Below are 16963 nucleotides of genomic sequence, written 5' to 3'. Positions count from 1 at the left end.
CCGGGTGTGTAAGCGCAGCGATGCGTTGAGCTAACCGGTACTAATGACCCGTGAGGCTTAACCTTACAACGCCGGAAGCGTTTTGGGGAATTGAGAATTTTCAGTGTTGTTGACGGATAGACGTGCGTGGCCTCCGGGCGGCGTGCGGAAACAGAATTTGCCTGGCGGCGAGAGCGCGGTGGTCCCACCTGACCCCATGCCGAACTCAGAAGTGAAACGCCGCAGCGCCGATGGTAGTGTGGGGCCTCCCCATGCGAGAGTAGGGAACTGCCAGGCATCAAATTTAGTGTGCTGATATGGCTCAGTTGGTAGAGCGCACCCTTGGTAAGGGTGAGGTCCCCAGTTCGACTCTGGGTATCAGCACCAGTTTTATCAGGGCGGCAGTAATGTGGCCCATGCTTAAAAAGCAACAGTTTAAATAAGTCGTCTTAGACAACTTATAAAAAGATTTGCCTGGCGGCAAGAGCGCGGTGGTCCCACCTGACCCCATGCCGAACTCAGAAGTGAAACGCCGTAGCGCCGATGGTAGTGTGGGGTCTCCCCATGCGAGAGTAGGGAACTGCCAGGCATCAAATAAACGACAGAGCCTCAGCGAAAGCTGAGGCTTTTTCGTTTCTGCTTATCAGAGAAGTTTTGCCGGCCGTTAATAGATATATTTCTGTTGGGCAGTTAGAAACTATCTACCCCAGCCCAGCCCAGCCCAGCCCAGCCCAGCCCAGCCCAGCCCAGCCCAGCCCAGCCCAGCCCAGTTCGGAGTAGATCTCAAAACTGGCTTAATGAATAACCTGCGATAAAAACATACGCGTACGTTCTGATTTAGGATACGCGAAGAATTCTTCAGGCGGTGCCTGTTCTACAATCTCCCCGCAATCCATAAAAATCACCCGATCGGCCACGGTACGGGCGAAGCCCATCTCATGTGTAACGCAAAGCATCGTCATACCATCTTCTGCCAGACCAATCATGGTATCCAAAACTTCTTTTACCATCTCAGGATCAAGCGCTGATGTTGGCTCATCGAACAGCATAATTTTAGGTTTCATACAAAGTGAACGAGCAATCGCTACCCGCTGCTGCTGACCGCCAGAAATCTGTCCGGGAAATTTATGGGCATGTTCAGCGATACGAACCCGCTCAAGGTAATGTATCGCTAACGCCTCAGCCTCTTTTTTTGGCGTCTTTCGCACCCAGATTGGCGCAAGGGTACAGTTCTGCAACACTGTGAGATGCGGGAAAAGATTAAAATGCTGGAATACCATGCTGACTTCAGTACGGACTTTTTCAATATTGCGCAGGTCGTTATTTAAATGAATGCCATCCACAATGATTCGTCCCTGCTGATGCTCTTCAAGATGATTAATGCAGCGTATTGTTGTTGATTTTCCGGAACCGGAAGGACCGCACAGCACGATACGTTCACGCGGTTTTACCGTGAGGTTAATATTTTTCAGCACATGAAACTGCCCGTACCACTTGTTCACATTTTCAAGCGTAATCATTGTATCTGTAGAATGAGTCACTGGTTTCATTAGAATACTCCTTAATGTGCTTTACGCCCGGTGTTAAAACGGTTTTCAAGGTGCTGACTGTAACGCGACATACCGAAGCAAAAGATCCAGTAAACCAGCGCAGCAAAAACGTAGCCTTCGGTCGACATACCGAGCCAGGCTGGATCGACAGTAGCCTGCTGTACGCTACTGAACAGATCAAACAGACCGATAATGATTACCAGGCTGGTATCTTTGAACAGGGCGATAATGGTATTGACCAGGCCAGGGATGGTGAGTTTGAGAGCCTGAGGGAGAATAACCAGCAGTTGGGTTTTCCAGTAGCCGAGCGCCAAAGATTCCGCCGCTTCAGTTTGTCCTTTTGGCAACGCCTGTAATCCGCCGCGCACCACTTCTGCAACATAGGCCGACTGAAAGAGAATAACGCCAACCAGGGCCCGTACCAGCTTATCTATCGATGTTCCCTCAGCCATAAACAGCGGCAGCATAACGGATGACATAAAAAGTACGGTAATCAGGGGCACGCCGCGCCAGAACTCAATGAAAATCACTGACAGCGCCCGTACCACCGGCAGGGTTGAGCGGCGTCCCAGAGCCAGTAAAATGCCCAGCGGTAAAGCGCCGGCAATCCCAACAGCCGCAATAATCAACGTCAGCGTTAAACCACCCCATTGACGCGTTTCTACGCGCTCAAGGCCAAACAGACCGCCATAGAGCATCAGCCAGACAAAAAGGGGAAATACCATAGCCCAGACGGCAATATAGCGACCACGGCGTGGCATTTGCCTGATAAACATTGGTATAAGAGAAAGCAGCCCGATGATTAACGTAATATTGATACGCCAGCGCAGTTCATGCGGATAAAGCCCATACATAAATTGGCCAAAACGGGCATGAATAAATACCCAGCATGCCCCTTCTTTTGTACAGTCGGTACGGCTTTCGCCAAACCAGTTAGCTTGAAAAATCAACCAGTTCAGCGCAGGCGGGATAACGCTCCATATAATCCATAAGCAGAGCAAAGTAAGCAGCGTATTGAACCAGCTGGAAAAAAGATTTTTCTGAGCCCACCGCGACATGCGCATAACAACATTTGTCGGGACGGGAGACGGATCGTGTGTGGTTACTGTCATGGTAAGCCGTACCTTTTAACGTTCAACCAGGGCGATTTTGCGGTTGTAGATGTTCATAAGTAGCGAGATCAACAGGCTGATCGTCAGATAAACCGCCATCGTCATGGCAATCGTCTCTATTGCCTGGCCGGTCTGGTTAAGAACCGTGCCGGCAAACAGCGAAACCATATCGGGATAGCCGATGGCAGCCGCCAGCGAGGAGTTTTTTACGATATTCAGATACTGGCTGGTTAGTGGTGGAATAATGACCCGCATCGCTTGCGGAAGGATGACCTGTCGCAAGCTAACCGGATTAGGCAAGCCCAACGACATGGCTGCTTCATGTTGTCCATGCGGTACTGATTGAATGCCTGAACGGATCACCTCGGCAATAAACGAAGAGGTATAAATAGAGAGCGCCAGGGTGAGCGCAGCCAGTTCAGGTATCAATACAAAACCGCCACGAAAGTTAAAACCACGCAGTGCAGGAATATCCCAGTGCATCGCCGCGCCGAACAGCAAATGTGCGATCAGCGGTAAAATAACCAGCATTGCTACAGCTGCGGGCCAGGTGCGGCGTAGCCTGCCGGTTTTCAACTGATAGTTGCGATTAAAACGAAACAGGGCAACGGTAGCGATAGTGGCCAACAGCAGGGCGATGATAAAAGGCCACGTCCCTGGAGCATACTCTGGCCAGGGAATATAAAGCCCGCGATTACTGATAAACGCCAGATCAAAAGCATTCAGCGCCTGTCTGGGCCCGGGCAAATTACGCAGCACGGCGAAGTACCAGAAGAATATTTGCAGCAGCGGCGGGATATTACGGAAGGTTTCGATATAGAAGGTTGAGATTTTACGCAGCAGCCAGTTGTCAGAAAGGCGCGCCAGACCGATAAAAAAGCCCAGCACGGAAGCAAAAACAATACAAAGCGCAGAGACCAGCAGCGTATTGGTTAAGCCAACCAGAAAAACACGCGCATAGGTATCACCATCAGAATAATCGATAAGGTGCTGAACGATCCCGAAGCCAGCGCTGCGTTCCAGGAAGCCGAAGCCGGAGGTAATGCCCCGGTTGGCCAGATTGAGAACGGTATTATGGATGAGATATCCCACTACGGCGAAAACGGCGACAACGGCGAAAATCTGGTAAAGCCAGGCGCGAACCGCAGGATTAGAGAATGAAAAGTCCCTTTTCACGGTTGGGCGTTGAGACATGATCGACCTCAAAAGCGAAAATACTGGCGAGGGCACCGTAGCGGTGCCCGGTGTACTGGCAGGAATTAACGTACGGGAGGCGCGTATTGGATGCCGCCATCTTTCCAGAGCGCGTTTTGCCCACGCGCTATTTTAAGCGGGCTATCTTTACCTACGTTGCGATCGAAACTCTCCTGATAGTTGCCGACCTGTTTGATGATGTTATAAGCCCATTTATTATCCAGCTTCAGATTTTTACCGAAATCGCCTTCTGAACCCAGCAAATGCGCCATATCCGGCGTGCTGGGTTTGGCCACCATTTGGTCGACGTTTTTCGAGTTGATGCCCATCTCTTCGGCATTCAGCATGGCGTAGAAAGACCATTTTACGATAGTGAACCAGTCATCATCACCTCGACGAACAACCGGGCCAAGCGGTTCTTTTGAAATCACTTCAGGCAGGACAATAAATTCGTCAGGCTTGCCCAGCTTGATGCGCAAGGCATAGAGTTGTGACTGATCGGAAGCCAGCGTATCGCAGCGACCGCTGTCGAGCGCCTTCGCTGACTCATCGGAGCGATCGAAGGTTACGGGCGTGTACTGCATCTTGTTTGCTTTAAAGTAATCCGCCACGTTTAGCTCAGTATCGGTCCCGGCCTGGATACATACGGTGGCACCATCAAGCTCTTTCGCACTTTTCAGCCCGGCTTTGTTATGGGTAAGAAGCCGATGCCATCATAGTAGTTGACGCCAGCAAACAGGAAGCCCATCCCGCCGTCGCGTGAGGATGTCCATGTCGTGTTACGCGATAAAATATCAACTTCGCCCGATTGCAGGGCAGTAAAGCGCTCTTTAGCGGTAAGCGGGGTATATTTAACTTTGCTTGCGTCGCCAAATAGCGCAGCGGCGGTGGCCCGGCACAAATCGACATCCAGTCCGGTAAATTTACCGTTGGCATCAGCCCAGGAAAATCCTGGCAGACCATCGCTAATCCCGCACTGAATAAACCCTTTCTTTTTAATGGCGTCAAGCGTAGCGCCGGCATGAGCCTGATTCGCGATAGCCAGCAGCGACGCGGTAGCTAACACAGCGGAAAGCATCATTTTATTCATAAATCATCCTGTGTGGCGTGATCATATCGTTATGGGGTGACGAGCGCTTGTGCTGCGCTTTTCCTGTCTGCGGCGGTTAGCCATTCACAACAGTGCAAGGAGAGTGCCAGAATTGCAGGATCATGGTTCTTTGTAGAAACGCGATTAATAACGGAAGGTAACGGAAAAGTTTGGCTACTATCGCGCACCAGTATGAGGCGAGGTAAGGTGTGGCGATCACAAAGAGTGCAAGAGTGCAAGAGTGCAAGAGTGCAAAGAGTTAAAGAGTTAAAGAGTTAAAGAGTTAAAGAGTTAAAGAGTTAAAGAGTTAAAGAGGATAACTGGAATGTGAACTGGCGCGCACATTACACTTGTGCCGCGACCTGCATAAAAAAGCCCGTTAGTGTTACCACTAACGGGCTTTCATCGATCGGGTTAACTAATAGAGTGAGGCAGTGCCTACCGGACGGGTTTTAAAACGTCGGTGTAGCCATAGATATTGGCTGGGCGCGCGCAGAATTTCCCGTTCAATAATTTTATTCATATAGGCAGCGGCAGCCTGTTCATCTTCCAGCGGATAGTTTTCCAGCTCTGGCTGTATAACCAGTTCATATCCCTGGCCGCGCTCTTTACGAATCAACACCACGGTAATCATCGCCGGTTTCGCCATGCGGGCCAGCATAAAGGTACCGTTAGTGGTCGCCGCCTGCGGAACCGCAAAAAGCGGAGCGAATACGCTGCCTTTCGGGCCGTAATCCTGATCGGGAGCAAACCATACGGCCTCGCCTTGCTTAAGCGCTTTTACCATACCGCGCAGGTCACGACGATCGATCATGGCTTTATTAGAGCGCATACGGCCTTTGGTTTGCACCCATTCCATCAGCTTGTTGTTATGCGGGCGGTACATCGCCATCATCGGCTGACACAGACCCATCGTGCGGCCGCCCAACTCCAGCGACATAAAATGCACGCCAATAATCAGCGCGCCGCGTTTGTTTTTCTGTGCTGCATGGAGGTTATGTAAACCATTAACGGTAAACCAGCGCTTTACGCGTGCGTCGGACCAAAACCACGCCATGCCGGTTTCCATCAGGCCCATGCCTAACGATTCGAAATTATGGATGATGCGCTGTTCCAGCTCAGATGGGCTAAGATCGGGGAAGCAGAGCTCTAAATTACGACGTGTAATACGTACGCGGCGCGGCAAAAAGCGCATCGAGGTACGACCCATCCAGACACCCAGCTTCTCAAGCAGCGGAAAAGGAAGCTGAACCAACAGAAACAGAACGCCAAGACCAAACCAGGTAAGCCAGTGGCGAGGATGCAGCATATCAAGGGTAAAACGTGGTGATGATTTCATGACGCTCTCATATGCGTAAAAAAAGATGTAACGCATAAAGATGGCAATCAGTCGCGGTACAGTTTCTCAGACAACGATGGTACACAGAAGTTAGGCCGGGCAGGCCAGATTTACAAAAAACGGACAATTCTTGAGGTCCAGACATTAAAAAAGGCGCATCCGAATGGAGCGCCTTTTTTCACAGCGAAGAAATTAATTCATGCCGTATTTTTTCAGTTTCTTACGCAGCGTACCGCGGTTGATACCCATCATCAGGGCTGCACGGGTCTGGTTGCCACGGGTATATTGCATCACCATGTCCAACAGAGGCTGCTCTACTTCAGCCAGTACCAGCTCATACAGATCATTAACATCCTGACCATTCAGTTGAGCAAAATAGTTCTTCAGTGCCTGTTTTACCGAATCACGCAGCGGCTTTTGCGTCACCTGATCCTGTGAGTTAACGGTAGAAACGGTCAGTACGTCAGAATTTACGCGTTGTTCGAACATAGTTCTGTCAGCTCTTTATTTCGTTTACGCAAGTTTTTCGAAGTATGCCTCCAACGCCTCCAGCTGTTCGCTGGCATCCTCAATGGCGTTGAATGTGCGCCGAAACTGGTCGTTTGGGGCGTTTTCCTGGAGATACCAGGAAACGTGTTTTCGTGCAATACGGTATCCCTTGCCGTGACCGTAAAAGTCGTGCAGTTCCCGTATATGCCCGATGAGCAAGCGCTTCACTTCTGCCAGCGGCATGGGTGGGAGCAACTCCCCAGTGTCCAGATAATGCTGGATTTCCCGGAAGATCCACGGTCTTCCCTGAGCGGCGCGTCCTATCATCAGAGCATCAGCTCCCGTATAGTCGAGCACCGCCCTGGCCTTGTGCGGGTCAGTAATGTCTCCGTTCGCGATAACCGGAATGGAAACGTTCTGCTTAACTGTCCGAATGCTGTCGTATTCAGCGTTGCCATTGAACAAACAGGCGCGGGTTCGGCCATGAATGGTCAAAGCCTGGATACCACAACGTTCAGCCAATTGGGCAATTTCAGTGCAATTACGATTATCTCTATCCCAGCCGGTACGAATCTTTAAGGTAACCGGCACCTCTACTGCATTAACCACAGCGGTAAGAATATTCTTCACCACGTCGGGATATTGCAGCAGCGCAGAGCCTGCCATCTTACGATTAACTTTTTTGGCCGGGCAGCCCATATTGATATCAATAACCTGAGCGCCGGACGCAACATTAATCCGTGCCGCTTCAGCCATTTCATCAGGATCGCAACCGGCAATCTGCACGGCGCGAATTCCGGGCTCGTCACTATGTACCATACGCAAACGAGACTTATCGCTGGCCCAAACCTCTGGGTTTGACGACATCATCTCGGAAACGGTCATTCCGGCCCCCATCTGATAACAGAGCGTTCTGAAAGGCCTGTCAGTAATACCGGCCATCGGAGCGGCTATCAGTTGATTACGGAGCTGGTGTTGTCCAATGCGCATGAAAGAAGTGACCGTATCTACTCGCAAGGCGGCGTATATTACGCATTTTTTACTGAAGATGAAAGGCCAAACTTTGAACAATCATTGGGTGAAAATCATAGAAAAGTCGGTTACTCCATGACCCTTCAAAGTTTATCCTTTAAAAACATGAGTTTAAAATTTCGCGCTTAAATTGTGAGCAAAGATTTTTATTAAAATGTGATCTCATCCACAGGATAAAAGCGGCTTTCCGGCGCTTAAAACCACAGATATAACATCAATAACACCTCTGAAACCCGCTATGGCTTTACCTGGATAGCGTTAAGGCACACTTATTCCACAATTTGCCGGCCATGGAGCGGCTGCAATGGGCGGTTATTTGCCCTGTGCATCGCTTGCGCAAAACGTGCCAGCTGCGCTTTTGATGCTTCCACCGGCTGTTTCATTACCAGCCATATCACGCCTTCCGTACAGGGCGGGGTGGTCAGGGAACCGCTGAACCGGTAATAATGTTTATCCTGTGGAAAAAACGATGCAAAAGAGAGGTTTTTATGCAGCGCTTTTTCCTGATTTTGCCGTTGCGGCAACGCATCAAGGAGCCAGTCCAGCGCTGGATTGGGCTTACCGGCTACCAGCATGACGGCGACTACCGCCCATTCACCATTACGGTTAGCATGAACGAAATGCACCTCCAGCGGAAAGCTTTGACCGTTGATATGATTTTCGCTCGGGGTATGAAAATGGAACTGCTTTAGCTCCCAGCGTTGCCTGTCCAGCATAAAGCTATTTCCATGCCCAACAGCGATTTGGATCGTGTGACCGTTGTTGATAATGCTGGCTGCCAGGGTGGAGAAATCAACCGTTAACGGCGGCAGATTTCCCGCTACAGGATCGCTGATATCAATGGGTGACTGGTATCGTCCTTTATTGCAGAAAAACCACTGCTCGTTGAGTTCGCTCCAGTGCCCTGGTGAAGCACTCCCTTCATATGACCATTGATTTTCCGCAAGGGCCGATGCCGCCCAGGCCAGCGGCAAGCTCAGCAGCACGGCTATTGTTTTTTGCATCTTGCTATCCCTTTTTTGTTTATCAGAGGCGTCTCAGCGCCTTACCGATCGAAGCAGGAAGCTTTGAACCGTGCTGATAGTACAAAAAGCAGACAGTTATCTGTAAGTAGAAAAGAGGAAAAAGGAAATGGCGCGTTGCGATAGCCGTTCACAACGCGCGGGCAGGCAGGCTTAGCGGCGAATACCGGTAATGCGGCACCATTCCTCTTTTTCCGCCACAGGGTCAAGCTCAAAGCGTTCGCTGTAAGCTTCACAAACGCTGTCTGCCTGACTGGCAAGAATACCCGACAGACCTAAATGGCCACCCGTTTTCGGCAGGACGCTGATAAGCGGTGCCAGCTCACGTAGCGGTCCGGCAAGGATATTCGCGACCACCACATCAGCGCTCAGGTTATCCGGCTGCTGGTGGGGGAGATAGAGCGATAAGCGTTCGGATACGCCATTGCGTTCGGCATTATCGCGGCTGGCCTGAATGGCCTGCGGATCGATATCGATCCCGATCGCCTGCGCAGCGCCAAGCTTCAGGGCTGCGATAGCGAGAATACCGGAGCCACAGCCGAAATCGATCACGGTTTTGCCCTGTAGATCCAGCCCGTCAAGCCAGCTCAGGCACATCGCGGTCGTGGGATGCGTACCGGTTCCAAAAGCGAGACCCGGATCGAGCATCACATTAACCGCAGTGGGATCGGGCACGTCGCGCCAGCTTGGGCAGATCCATAAACGTTGCCCAAAGCGCATCGGATGGAAATTTTCCATCCATTCGCGTTCCCAGTCTTTATCTTCGATCTGTTCGATCTTATGGCGAAAGCCCTGGCCCAGCAGCGGATCCTGCTCCAGTAGGCTAACCACTTCCGCCATATCCGTTTCGGCATCAAACAGGCCGATAGCATCGGTATCGCCCCACAGGCGCGTCTCGCCCGGCAGCGGCTCAAACACCGGCGTATCGTGAGTATCCTGGAAGGTTACCGACACGGCTCCCTGTTCCATTAACAGGTCACCCAGCGCTTCTGCATCCGCGCCGGTTGTGTTGATCTTGATTTGTATCCAGGGCATAGCGATTCTCTTTATTCATACAGTGAGGAGGCGTCCGACGCTGAAGCCGGGCGACCAAACTGGTTACCGATAATAAATGCCAGCAGGCTTAACAGCAGGGCCGGCACGATAGGATGAAAGCCTGCTGGCTGCAGCTGCAGCGCTGCCAACAGGGTATAACAGGTCGCGCCGACAATCATCGCACTCAGAGCGCCGGCGGCATTGGCTTTTTCCCAATAGAGGCCTAACACCAGCGGCCAGAGAAAGACCGCCTCCAGCCCGCCGAACGCCAGCAGATTCAGCCAGATCAACATATCGGGCGGATTCCACGCCGCCAGCAGCAGCAACATCCCCAGCACCAGCGTAACGATGCCGGAAAGACGGCGCAGCCGTGGCTCGTTCTCCAGCTGCTGTGGATAAAGCCGCAGATAAAGATCTTTAACGATCGTTGCAGAGGATTGCAGCAGCTGAGCATTGATCGTCGACATAATTGCCGCCATCGGCGCGGCCAGAAAGATCCCGGCGGCAAAGGGTGGCAGGACGGTCAGCATCAGGGTGGGAATAACCCGATCCGGGATAGTCAGATCGGGCAGCAGCGCACGACCGAGCGCACCAGCCAAATGCATACCAAACACCATCACCGAAACCACTATCGTGCCAACGATAATGCCGCGATGCACCGCTTTGCTGTTTTTATAGGAGATGCAACGCACGGCGGTATGGGGCAGGCCGATAACGCCAAAACAGACCAGAACAATAAAAGAAGAGAGAAAAGTAGGCGTAATAATATTATCGACGCCCTGCGGCGTGACCAGACGTGGATCGATATGCTGCAGTTTACTCACCGCCGCATGCATACCGCCTGCCTCATGTATCACGGCGAACAGCAGCAAAAAGGTGCCGATCAGCATCACCAATCCCTGCATTGCATCGTTCAGCACGCTGGCACGAAAACCACCGAACGCGGTATAGAGCGCAATGGTACCGCCGAAAATCAGCAAACCGGTATCGTATGGAATGCCAGCTGCGGTTTCCAGCAGCCGGGCGCCGCCGATAAACTGTACGGTCATGGCACCAACAAACGCCACCAGCAGGCTAATGCTGGCCAGCCAAACCACCAGCGAGCTGCGGTAGCGCGCATAAAGCATATCGTTAAGGGTCACCGCATTGTAACGTCGCGCCAGAATGGCGAACTTTTTACCCAGCACACCAAGCGATAACCAAACGGCGGGAACCTGAATCATCGCCAGCAGTACCCAGCCCAGCCCATATTTATATGCTGCGCCAGGCCCGCCAATAAAGGAGCTGGCGCTGATATAGGTAGTGGTCAGCGTCATTGCCAGTACGAAGCCGCCCATAGAGCGTCCGCCAAGAAAATATTCGTTAAGAAAGTTTCCCTGACGACGTTTACGCATGGCGTAGACCGAGAGCAGGGCAATCAGCAGCAGGTAACCAAGCAGGGGAAGAATAACTTCAGTTTGCATCATCATCCTCCAGCGGAATATCACGGAAGCAGACGCGAACCATCAACCAGCACAGGAAAATAAACAGTAGGGGCGCAAACAGACAGGAAAGCTCGAACCAGCGCGGCAGGCCGGTAAAGCCGGGTTGTACACCGCCCAGCCAGGCTGCAAGCGCCCAGACGGTAAGATAAGCCACTGCCAGCCAGAAGGACCAGCGGGCCTCACGGTGTGCCTGAATAAAGCGCGTATCGAGAGAAGTGCTTTTCATCATCAGCAAAACCAGAAAGAAAAAGGCCGGACAAGCCGGCCTCAGACAGGGCAACAGAAAAATTATTTCTCTGCCAGACCCAGCTTTTTCTCCAGATAGTGGATATTGGTACCACCGTGCTGGAAGTTTTCATCGCACATGATCTTCATCTGCAGTTCGACGTTGGTTTTAATCCCGTCGATGATCAGCTCAGCCAGCGCGTTTTTCATGCGGGCAATCGCCACGTCACGGTTTTCACCGTAAGTGATCAGCTTGCCAATCATGGAGTCATAGTACGGCGGTACGGTGTAACCGGCATAAATATGCGATTCCCAACGTACACCAAAACCACCCGGCGCATGGAAGCGCGTGATTTTGCCCGGACTTGGCAGGAACGTATTCGGATCTTCCGCGTTGATACGGCACTCCACCGCGTGGCCTTTCACCACAACTTCTTCCTGCTTGATCGACAGCGGCTGACCTGCAGCCACACGCAGCTGCTCTTTGATCAGATCCACGCCGGTAATCATTTCGGTCACCGGATGCTCAACCTGAATACGGGTGTTCATTTCAATAAAGTAGAACTCGCCGTTTTCATACAGGAACTCAAAAGTACCCGCGCCGCGATAGCCGATCTCAACGCAGGCCTGGGTGCAGCGCTCACCGATATAACGGCGCATTTCAGCGGTAATACCTGGTGCAGGCGCTTCTTCCACGACTTTCTGGTGACGGCGCTGCATAGAACAGTCGCGTTCAGCCAGGTAGATCGCGTTGCCCTGGCCGTCAGCCAACACCTGAATTTCGATGTGGCGTGGGTTTTCCAGGTACTTCTCCATATAAACCATGTCGTTGTTGAAAGCGGCTTTCGCTTCCGCACGCGTCATGCTGATGGAGTTTTCCAGCTCTTTATCGCTGCGGACAACGCGCATACCGCGTCCGCCGCCGCCGCCGGAGGCTTTGATAATGACCGGATAGCCGATGCGTTTCGCGATCGACCGGTTCTTATCCATATCATCGCCCAGCGGGCCGTCAGAGCCAGGCACGCAAGGCACGCCCGCTTTTTTCATCGCGTTAATCGCGGAAACTTTATCGCCCATCAGACGAATCGTTTCGGCACGAGGGCCGATGAAAATAAAGCCGGAGCGCTCAACCTGCTCGGCAAAATCAGCGTTTTCTGACAGGAAGCCGTAGCCCGGGTGAATAGCTACCGCGCCGGTGATTTCCGCAGCGGAGATCAACGCCGGAATATTCAGATAACTTTTTACAGACGGCGCCGGACCGATACAAACAGTCTCGTCTGCCAACAGCACATGTTTTAAATCACGATCCGCGGTGGAGTGTACTGCAACGGTTTTGATGCCTAATTCTTTACAGGCACGCAAAATACGCAGGGCAATCTCACCACGGTTGGCAATAACAATTTTATCCAGCATGGTTCGCCTCGTTATTCGATGACGACCAGCGGCTCGTCAAACTCAACAGGTTGACCGCTCTCGACCAGGATAGCTTTAACCACGCCCGCCTTGTCTGCTTCGATCTGGTTCATCATTTTCATGGCTTCAACGATGCACAGGGTATCGCCGATATTCACCTTCTGGCCCACTTCAACAAACGCTTTAGCGTCCGGGCTAGGGGTACGGTAGAACGTCCCGACCATCGGTGAGCGAACAATGTGACCACTCAGTTCAGCGGCAGCAGGCGATTCAATAGCCGGCGCGCTGGCTGGGGCAACGGCGGTCGCCAGCGCCGGCTGCGGAGCCGGTACGGCGTAAGCCTGTTGCATCATGGGATAAGGAGCGGCTGCAGGTGCGCGGCTGATACGAACTGATTCTTCGCCTTCGGAAATTTCAAGTTCAGCGATACCGGATTCTTCAACCAGTTCGATCAGTTTTTTAATCTTACGAATATCCATGAGTGTGGTTCCGTACTCTGTTTAATTTGATTTTGACAGGCGTTTTACTGCCGTTTGTAAAGCCCAGGAGTAACCGTCGACGCCAAGTCCACAGATTACGCCGGCAGCAATATCAGAAAGCCAGGAATGGTGGCGGAAAGACTCACGGGCATGCACGTTGGTGATATGTACCTCGATAAAAGGAATATCCACCGCCAGCAACGCATCACGTAGCGCAACGCTGGTATGCGTGAACGCCGCCGGGTTGATAATGATGTAATCAACATTGCCTTTCGCCTCGTGAACACGATCAATCAGAACGTGTTCTGCATTCGACTGTAAATGGCTTAATTTCACATTTAACGCGCTGGCCTGCGATGTCAGATCGTCTACGATCCCGGACAGCGTGTCATGCCCATATTTGTCTGGCTCACGCGTCCCCAATAAATTGAGGTTGGGGCCATTCAAGAGCAGAATATGAAAATCATGCGCCATTTTGCTGCTATCTCCTGCAATAAGTGAGGCATCGCGTAAAATACCTCGTGAAAAGCCATTTGTCACCTTTCTGAAGTGAAAAAGAGTCTTTCATAGCAACCGAAGCCGGGCATTATATCTATTTCGTTACTTTTCGCAGCTAAATACTGGTCGTATCTGCGGAGATTATCAACGCAGGCGGCAAAAGTTTCCTGGGAGTTAGACAGATATGTGGGATGCGGCACAAATTATGCCGCTATTTAGACCACCATCGGCGAAATTTCTTATAACGCCAGGCCAGCAGGATTATGGCCAGTAATGCGTAAATAAGCGGCTGCGGAGAGAGTACTTTTACGGACCAGATATAGTGAACTGGCGCGAGAATCGCCACCAGATAGACAAAGTTATGCAGCGTTTGCCAGCGAGGTCCCATTTTACGCTGGAATTTTTGTAATGAGGTTACCGCCAGCGCCAGCAGCATCGCCCAGCTGATAATGCCCAGCGTTAAATAGGGACGTGAAATAAGCTCTGAACCCAGCAGCGACAGATTACTGATTCCCAGTTCCAACAGCGCATAGCTCACCAGATGCAGCGTAGCCCAGGCAAAGCACCATAAACCCAGCAGGCGGCGCACACGAATCAGCAGCGGCTGACGGCCATAGCGCGCCAGCGGAGACACCAGCAGCGTAGCCAGCAAAAACTTTAGCGCCATACGCCCGGTAAAATGCTGAACATCTTTTGCCGGATCGGCGCTAAATCCTGTGCCCTGCAGGATGGAAAATATCAGCCACAGCAAGGGCAGTAATCCCGCCAGGTGCAGCAGAACCTTCAGCCCCGTTATCTGTTTTAACGTCAGGCGCACTCAGTAATTCTCCCTTAAATCAAGCCCGCGGTAGAGCGACCCAACCTGCCCGGCATAGCCGTTAAAGAGCTGCGTCGGCTGACGTTTCACATCCAGAATGCCGCCGCTGCCGATAAAGCGTTCGCTGGCCTGCGACCAACGCGGATGGTCTACATGCGGGTTGACGTTGGCAAAGAAGCCGTACTCATTCGGTGCCAGCTGATTCCAGGTCGTTGGCGGCTGCTCACGCGTTAGCCTGATATGAACAATCGATTTAATGCCTTTAAAACCATACTTCCACGGCACCGTCAGGCGGATTGGAGCGCCGTTTTGCGGCGGCAGCGCTTTGCCGTAAACGCCGGTGGTAAGCAGCGTCAGCGGATGCATCGCTTCATCCAGACGCAGCCCTTCAACATAGGGATAATCCAGTCCACCGCCAATAAAGCGATCTTTTTGTCCTGGCATCTGATCGGGCGCATAAAGCGTCTGGAAGGCGACATAGCGCGCATGACTGGTGGGTTCAACGGCTTTCAGCAGCGCGCCCAGCTCGAAGCCGACCCAGGGGATCACCATCGACCAGGCCTCCACGCAGCGCATACGGTAAATACGCTGCTGCTGGGGAAAGCGTTTAAAGATATCGTCCATATCCAGCGTGAGCGGTTTCGCCACTTCACCGTCGATGCGGATTTTCCAGTTTTCCGTTTTCAGCGTGCCGGCGTTGGCGGCAGGGTCCGCTTTATCCAGACCAAATTCATAAAAGTTGTTGTAACCGCTGACTTTGTCCTCTGGCGTGAGCGGCAACGCGGACTGCCACGCCTCGGGTTTGCTGAAATCCAGCGGGCGGCCAGCGGGCGCAGGCGGACGATCGTTGCCCCTGAACCAGGAAAGCACATCGGCCCGTGCGCCTCCCGGCACGCTGAGCGCCGCCGCGCCTAAACCCAGCGCCTTAAGCACCTGACGACGCTGCTGGTGGAAAATCGTTTCGGGGGTGATATCCGCTTCGGTGAGCTTATTTACCGGCTTCATGGTTCTACTCCTGTGCAGGCCCTCCGCAGCGCTGGCGGAGAGCAGATAACTAAGCATGAAGCAAAACGTCGAACCAGCGCAGGTTTTCAGGTGAAAATATGAAATTTCCTGGCGTGCATTATCCCTGCGCGATTTTCACCAGCGTACGACCCGTGACTTTATTATCCAGCAGGCGCTGGGCGGCATCAGCCGCTGCCGATAATGTCACCTCGGTGGTAGCCTGTTGAAAGAAGCTGGCCGGTATGGTTTTCACCAGGCGTTTCCAGGCTTCAATCCGTCGGGGCGCTGGCGTTTGCACCGAATCCACGCCCTGCAAACGAACATTGCGCAGAATAAAAGGCATGACAGAGGTGGGCAGCGCGTATCCGCCAGCCAAACCACAGGCGGCCACCACGCCGGAATAGTGCATTTGCGCCAGCACCGAGGCCAGCACCTTATCACCAACAGTATCGATCGCGCCTGCCCAGCGCTGTTTCTCCAGCGGGCGGCTTTCGGCAGCAAACTCGCTGCGCGGCAGCACCTTAGCGGCACCAAGCTGACGCAAGTAATCCGTATTGCTTTCCCGGCCGCTGACGGCGGTGACCTGGTAGCCCAGCGCGCTGAGCAGAGCCACTGCCGTACTGCCGACGCCGCCGCTGGCACCGGTCACCAGCACATCACCTTTATCCAGGGTGATGCCGCCTTCCTCCAGCGCCATAACGCACAGCATGGCAGTAAAACCCGCCGTGCCTAAAATCATTGCCTGACGCGCCGTCAGTCCTTCCGGCAGCGGCACCAGCCAGTCGCCATCGACTCGCGCCTGTTCCGCCAGGCCACCCCAGTGCGTTTCACCCACGCCAAAGCCGGTTAGTAAAACCTGCTGTCCCACATGGAAGCGCGGATCTTCGCTGTGGTGCACGGTGCCCGCAAAATCGATGCCGGGCACCATCGGAAACTGGCGAACAATTTTGCCTTTACCGGTAATTGCCAGCGCATCTTTATAGTTGATGCCCGACCAGCTAACATCTACCGTCACATTACCTGGCGGCAACTGCTGTGGCGAAATATCGCTCAGCGCTGCGTGATAAGCGCCGTCAGCTTGTTCAATCAGTAAAGCCTGCATGAGATTCTCCTGAATTTTGTGAGTCGATGGTAACGATAAAGTCTTTGGCAACTATACTCGCCGAATGGTAGCAGAGGCTGACCCGCCGCAAATAAATC

16 protein-coding genes, 1 tRNA gene, 2 rRNA genes and 1 pseudogene are annotated in these 16963 nt (G+C 52.6%); 3 read left to right on the top strand and 17 right to left on the bottom strand.

Annotated elements, in window-relative coordinates; genetic code table 11:
- Positions 1 to 160: 160 nt before the first annotated feature.
- The 3 genes from rrf (ACQE3Z_RS18400) to rrf (ACQE3Z_RS18390) all read left to right on the top strand — a co-directional run bounded on the left by rrf (ACQE3Z_RS18400) (position 161) and on the right by rrf (ACQE3Z_RS18390) (position 568).
- Positions 161 to 276, top strand: a 5S ribosomal RNA gene (gene rrf / locus ACQE3Z_RS18400).
- Positions 277 to 290: 14 nt separating this feature from the next.
- Positions 291 to 366, top strand: a tRNA-Thr gene (locus tag ACQE3Z_RS18395).
- 86 nt (positions 367 to 452) lie between these two features.
- Positions 453 to 568 (top strand): 5S ribosomal RNA (gene rrf, locus ACQE3Z_RS18390).
- A 205-nt stretch (positions 569 to 773) separates the two neighbouring features.
- On the opposite strand, the gene ACQE3Z_RS18385 is transcribed toward rrf (ACQE3Z_RS18390), so the two are convergent.
- The 17 genes and pseudogenes from ACQE3Z_RS18385 to ACQE3Z_RS18305 form a co-directional block, all read right to left on the bottom strand.
- Positions 774 to 1529, bottom strand: a complete 756-nt coding sequence (locus tag ACQE3Z_RS18385; RefSeq protein WP_426974882.1) for an amino acid ABC transporter ATP-binding protein — start codon at positions 1527 to 1529, stop codon at positions 774 to 776.
- Positions 1530 to 1540: 11 nt separating this feature from the next.
- A complete protein-coding gene (locus ACQE3Z_RS18380) occupies positions 1541 to 2641 on the bottom strand; it encodes an amino acid ABC transporter permease (RefSeq protein ID WP_426974881.1) in 1101 nt (366 codons plus the stop codon).
- 15 nt (positions 2642 to 2656) lie between these two features.
- The gene (locus tag ACQE3Z_RS18375) at positions 2657 to 3835 is read right to left on the bottom strand and encodes an amino acid ABC transporter permease (RefSeq protein WP_426974880.1); all 1179 of its coding nucleotides are present in this window, start codon (positions 3833 to 3835) and stop codon (positions 2657 to 2659) included.
- Positions 3836 to 3900: 65 nt separating this feature from the next.
- A pseudogene (locus tag ACQE3Z_RS18370) lies at positions 3901 to 4925 on the bottom strand (amino acid ABC transporter substrate-binding protein).
- A gap of 418 nt (positions 4926 to 5343) precedes the next feature.
- Positions 5344 to 6264 carry a kdo(2)-lipid IV(A) palmitoleoyltransferase gene (gene lpxP, locus ACQE3Z_RS18365; protein ID WP_250651568.1) on the bottom strand — a complete coding sequence of 307 codons (921 nt, stop codon included), beginning with the start codon at positions 6262 to 6264 and terminating at the stop codon, positions 5344 to 5346.
- 192 nt (positions 6265 to 6456) lie between these two features.
- Positions 6457 to 6753, bottom strand: a complete 297-nt coding sequence (fis, locus tag ACQE3Z_RS18360; RefSeq protein ID WP_000462905.1) for a DNA-binding transcriptional regulator Fis — start codon at positions 6751 to 6753, stop codon at positions 6457 to 6459.
- Between the two features lie 24 nt (positions 6754 to 6777).
- Positions 6778 to 7743 (bottom strand): tRNA dihydrouridine synthase DusB, encoded by a 966-nt coding sequence (dusB, locus tag ACQE3Z_RS18355; protein ID WP_250651569.1) that lies wholly within the window; start codon positions 7741 to 7743, stop codon positions 6778 to 6780.
- 311 nt (positions 7744 to 8054) lie between these two features.
- Complete coding sequence (locus ACQE3Z_RS18350; RefSeq protein WP_426974879.1) at positions 8055 to 8789, bottom strand: carbonic anhydrase; 735 nt, start codon at positions 8787 to 8789, stop codon at positions 8055 to 8057.
- Between the two features lie 171 nt (positions 8790 to 8960).
- Positions 8961 to 9842 carry a 50S ribosomal protein L11 methyltransferase gene (gene prmA / locus ACQE3Z_RS18345; protein WP_250651571.1) on the bottom strand — a complete coding sequence of 294 codons (882 nt, stop codon included), beginning with the start codon at positions 9840 to 9842 and terminating at the stop codon, positions 8961 to 8963.
- 11 nt (positions 9843 to 9853) lie between these two features.
- Positions 9854 to 11305 carry a sodium/pantothenate symporter gene (gene panF / locus ACQE3Z_RS18340; RefSeq protein ID WP_426974878.1) on the bottom strand — a complete coding sequence of 484 codons (1452 nt, stop codon included), beginning with the start codon at positions 11303 to 11305 and terminating at the stop codon, positions 9854 to 9856.
- Positions 11295 to 11555 carry a YhdT family protein gene (locus tag ACQE3Z_RS18335; RefSeq protein ID WP_426974877.1) on the bottom strand — a complete coding sequence of 87 codons (261 nt, stop codon included), beginning with the start codon at positions 11553 to 11555 and terminating at the stop codon, positions 11295 to 11297. Before ACQE3Z_RS18335 ends, panF begins: the two co-directional genes overlap by 11 nt.
- A gap of 59 nt (positions 11556 to 11614) precedes the next feature.
- On the bottom strand, positions 11615 to 12964 hold the full coding sequence (accC, locus tag ACQE3Z_RS18330) for an acetyl-CoA carboxylase biotin carboxylase subunit (RefSeq protein ID WP_426974876.1): 1350 nt from the start codon (positions 12962 to 12964) through the stop codon (positions 11615 to 11617).
- 11 nt (positions 12965 to 12975) lie between these two features.
- On the bottom strand, positions 12976 to 13443 hold the full coding sequence (gene accB / locus ACQE3Z_RS18325) for an acetyl-CoA carboxylase biotin carboxyl carrier protein (RefSeq protein WP_426974875.1): 468 nt from the start codon (positions 13441 to 13443) through the stop codon (positions 12976 to 12978).
- A 21-nt stretch (positions 13444 to 13464) separates the two neighbouring features.
- Positions 13465 to 13917, bottom strand: coding sequence for a type II 3-dehydroquinate dehydratase (gene aroQ / locus ACQE3Z_RS18320; RefSeq protein WP_250651574.1), 453 nt, complete (start codon positions 13915 to 13917; stop codon positions 13465 to 13467).
- Positions 13918 to 14152: 235 nt separating this feature from the next.
- Positions 14153 to 14758 (bottom strand): protein-methionine-sulfoxide reductase heme-binding subunit MsrQ, encoded by a 606-nt coding sequence (gene msrQ / locus ACQE3Z_RS18315; RefSeq protein WP_426974874.1) that lies wholly within the window; start codon positions 14756 to 14758, stop codon positions 14153 to 14155.
- Positions 14759 to 15763, bottom strand: coding sequence for a protein-methionine-sulfoxide reductase catalytic subunit MsrP (msrP, locus tag ACQE3Z_RS18310; protein ID WP_426974873.1), 1005 nt, complete (start codon positions 15761 to 15763; stop codon positions 14759 to 14761).
- Between the two features lie 118 nt (positions 15764 to 15881).
- A complete protein-coding gene (locus tag ACQE3Z_RS18305) occupies positions 15882 to 16865 on the bottom strand; it encodes an MDR family oxidoreductase (protein ID WP_426974872.1) in 984 nt (327 codons plus the stop codon).
- Positions 16866 to 16963 lie beyond the last annotated feature (98 nt).

Origin of the sequence: Pantoea sp. FN0307, assembly GCF_050113815.1 — a bacterium.
GTDB lineage: Bacteria > Pseudomonadota > Gammaproteobacteria > Enterobacterales > Enterobacteriaceae > Mixta > Mixta alhagi.
This window is presented reverse-complemented; position numbering and strand designations above follow the sequence as displayed.

Bases quoted from the DNA above. Each gene is read 5' to 3' on its own strand.
- ACQE3Z_RS18385 (WP_426974882.1), bottom strand. From the start codon at position 1,529: ATGAAACCAGTGACTCATTCTACAGATACAATGATTACGCTTGAAAAT.
- ACQE3Z_RS18380 (WP_426974881.1), bottom strand. From the start codon at position 2,641: ATGACAGTAACCACACACGATCCGTCTCCCGTCCCGACAAATGTTGTT.
- ACQE3Z_RS18375 (WP_426974880.1), bottom strand. From the start codon at position 3,835: ATGTCTCAACGCCCAACCGTGAAAAGGGACTTTTCATTCTCTAATCCT.
- lpxP (WP_250651568.1), bottom strand. From the start codon at position 6,264: ATGAAATCATCACCACGTTTTACCCTTGATATGCTGCATCCTCGCCAC.
- fis (WP_000462905.1), bottom strand. From the start codon at position 6,753: ATGTTCGAACAACGCGTAAATTCTGACGTACTGACCGTTTCTACCGTT.
- dusB (WP_250651569.1), bottom strand. From the start codon at position 7,743: ATGCGCATTGGACAACACCAGCTCCGTAATCAACTGATAGCCGCTCCG.
- ACQE3Z_RS18350 (WP_426974879.1), bottom strand. From the start codon at position 8,789: ATGCAAAAAACAATAGCCGTGCTGCTGAGCTTGCCGCTGGCCTGGGCG.
- prmA (WP_250651571.1), bottom strand. From the start codon at position 9,842: ATGCCCTGGATACAAATCAAGATCAACACAACCGGCGCGGATGCAGAA.
- panF (WP_426974878.1), bottom strand. From the start codon at position 11,305: ATGCAAACTGAAGTTATTCTTCCCCTGCTTGGTTACCTGCTGCTGATT.
- ACQE3Z_RS18335 (WP_426974877.1), bottom strand. From the start codon at position 11,555: ATGATGAAAAGCACTTCTCTCGATACGCGCTTTATTCAGGCACACCGT.
- accC (WP_426974876.1), bottom strand. From the start codon at position 12,964: ATGCTGGATAAAATTGTTATTGCCAACCGTGGTGAGATTGCCCTGCGT.
- accB (WP_426974875.1), bottom strand. From the start codon at position 13,443: ATGGATATTCGTAAGATTAAAAAACTGATCGAACTGGTTGAAGAATCC.
- aroQ (WP_250651574.1), bottom strand. From the start codon at position 13,917: ATGGCGCATGATTTTCATATTCTGCTCTTGAATGGCCCCAACCTCAAT.
- msrP (WP_426974873.1), bottom strand. From the start codon at position 15,763: ATGAAGCCGGTAAATAAGCTCACCGAAGCGGATATCACCCCCGAAACG.
- ACQE3Z_RS18305 (WP_426974872.1), bottom strand. From the start codon at position 16,865: ATGCAGGCTTTACTGATTGAACAAGCTGACGGCGCTTATCACGCAGCG.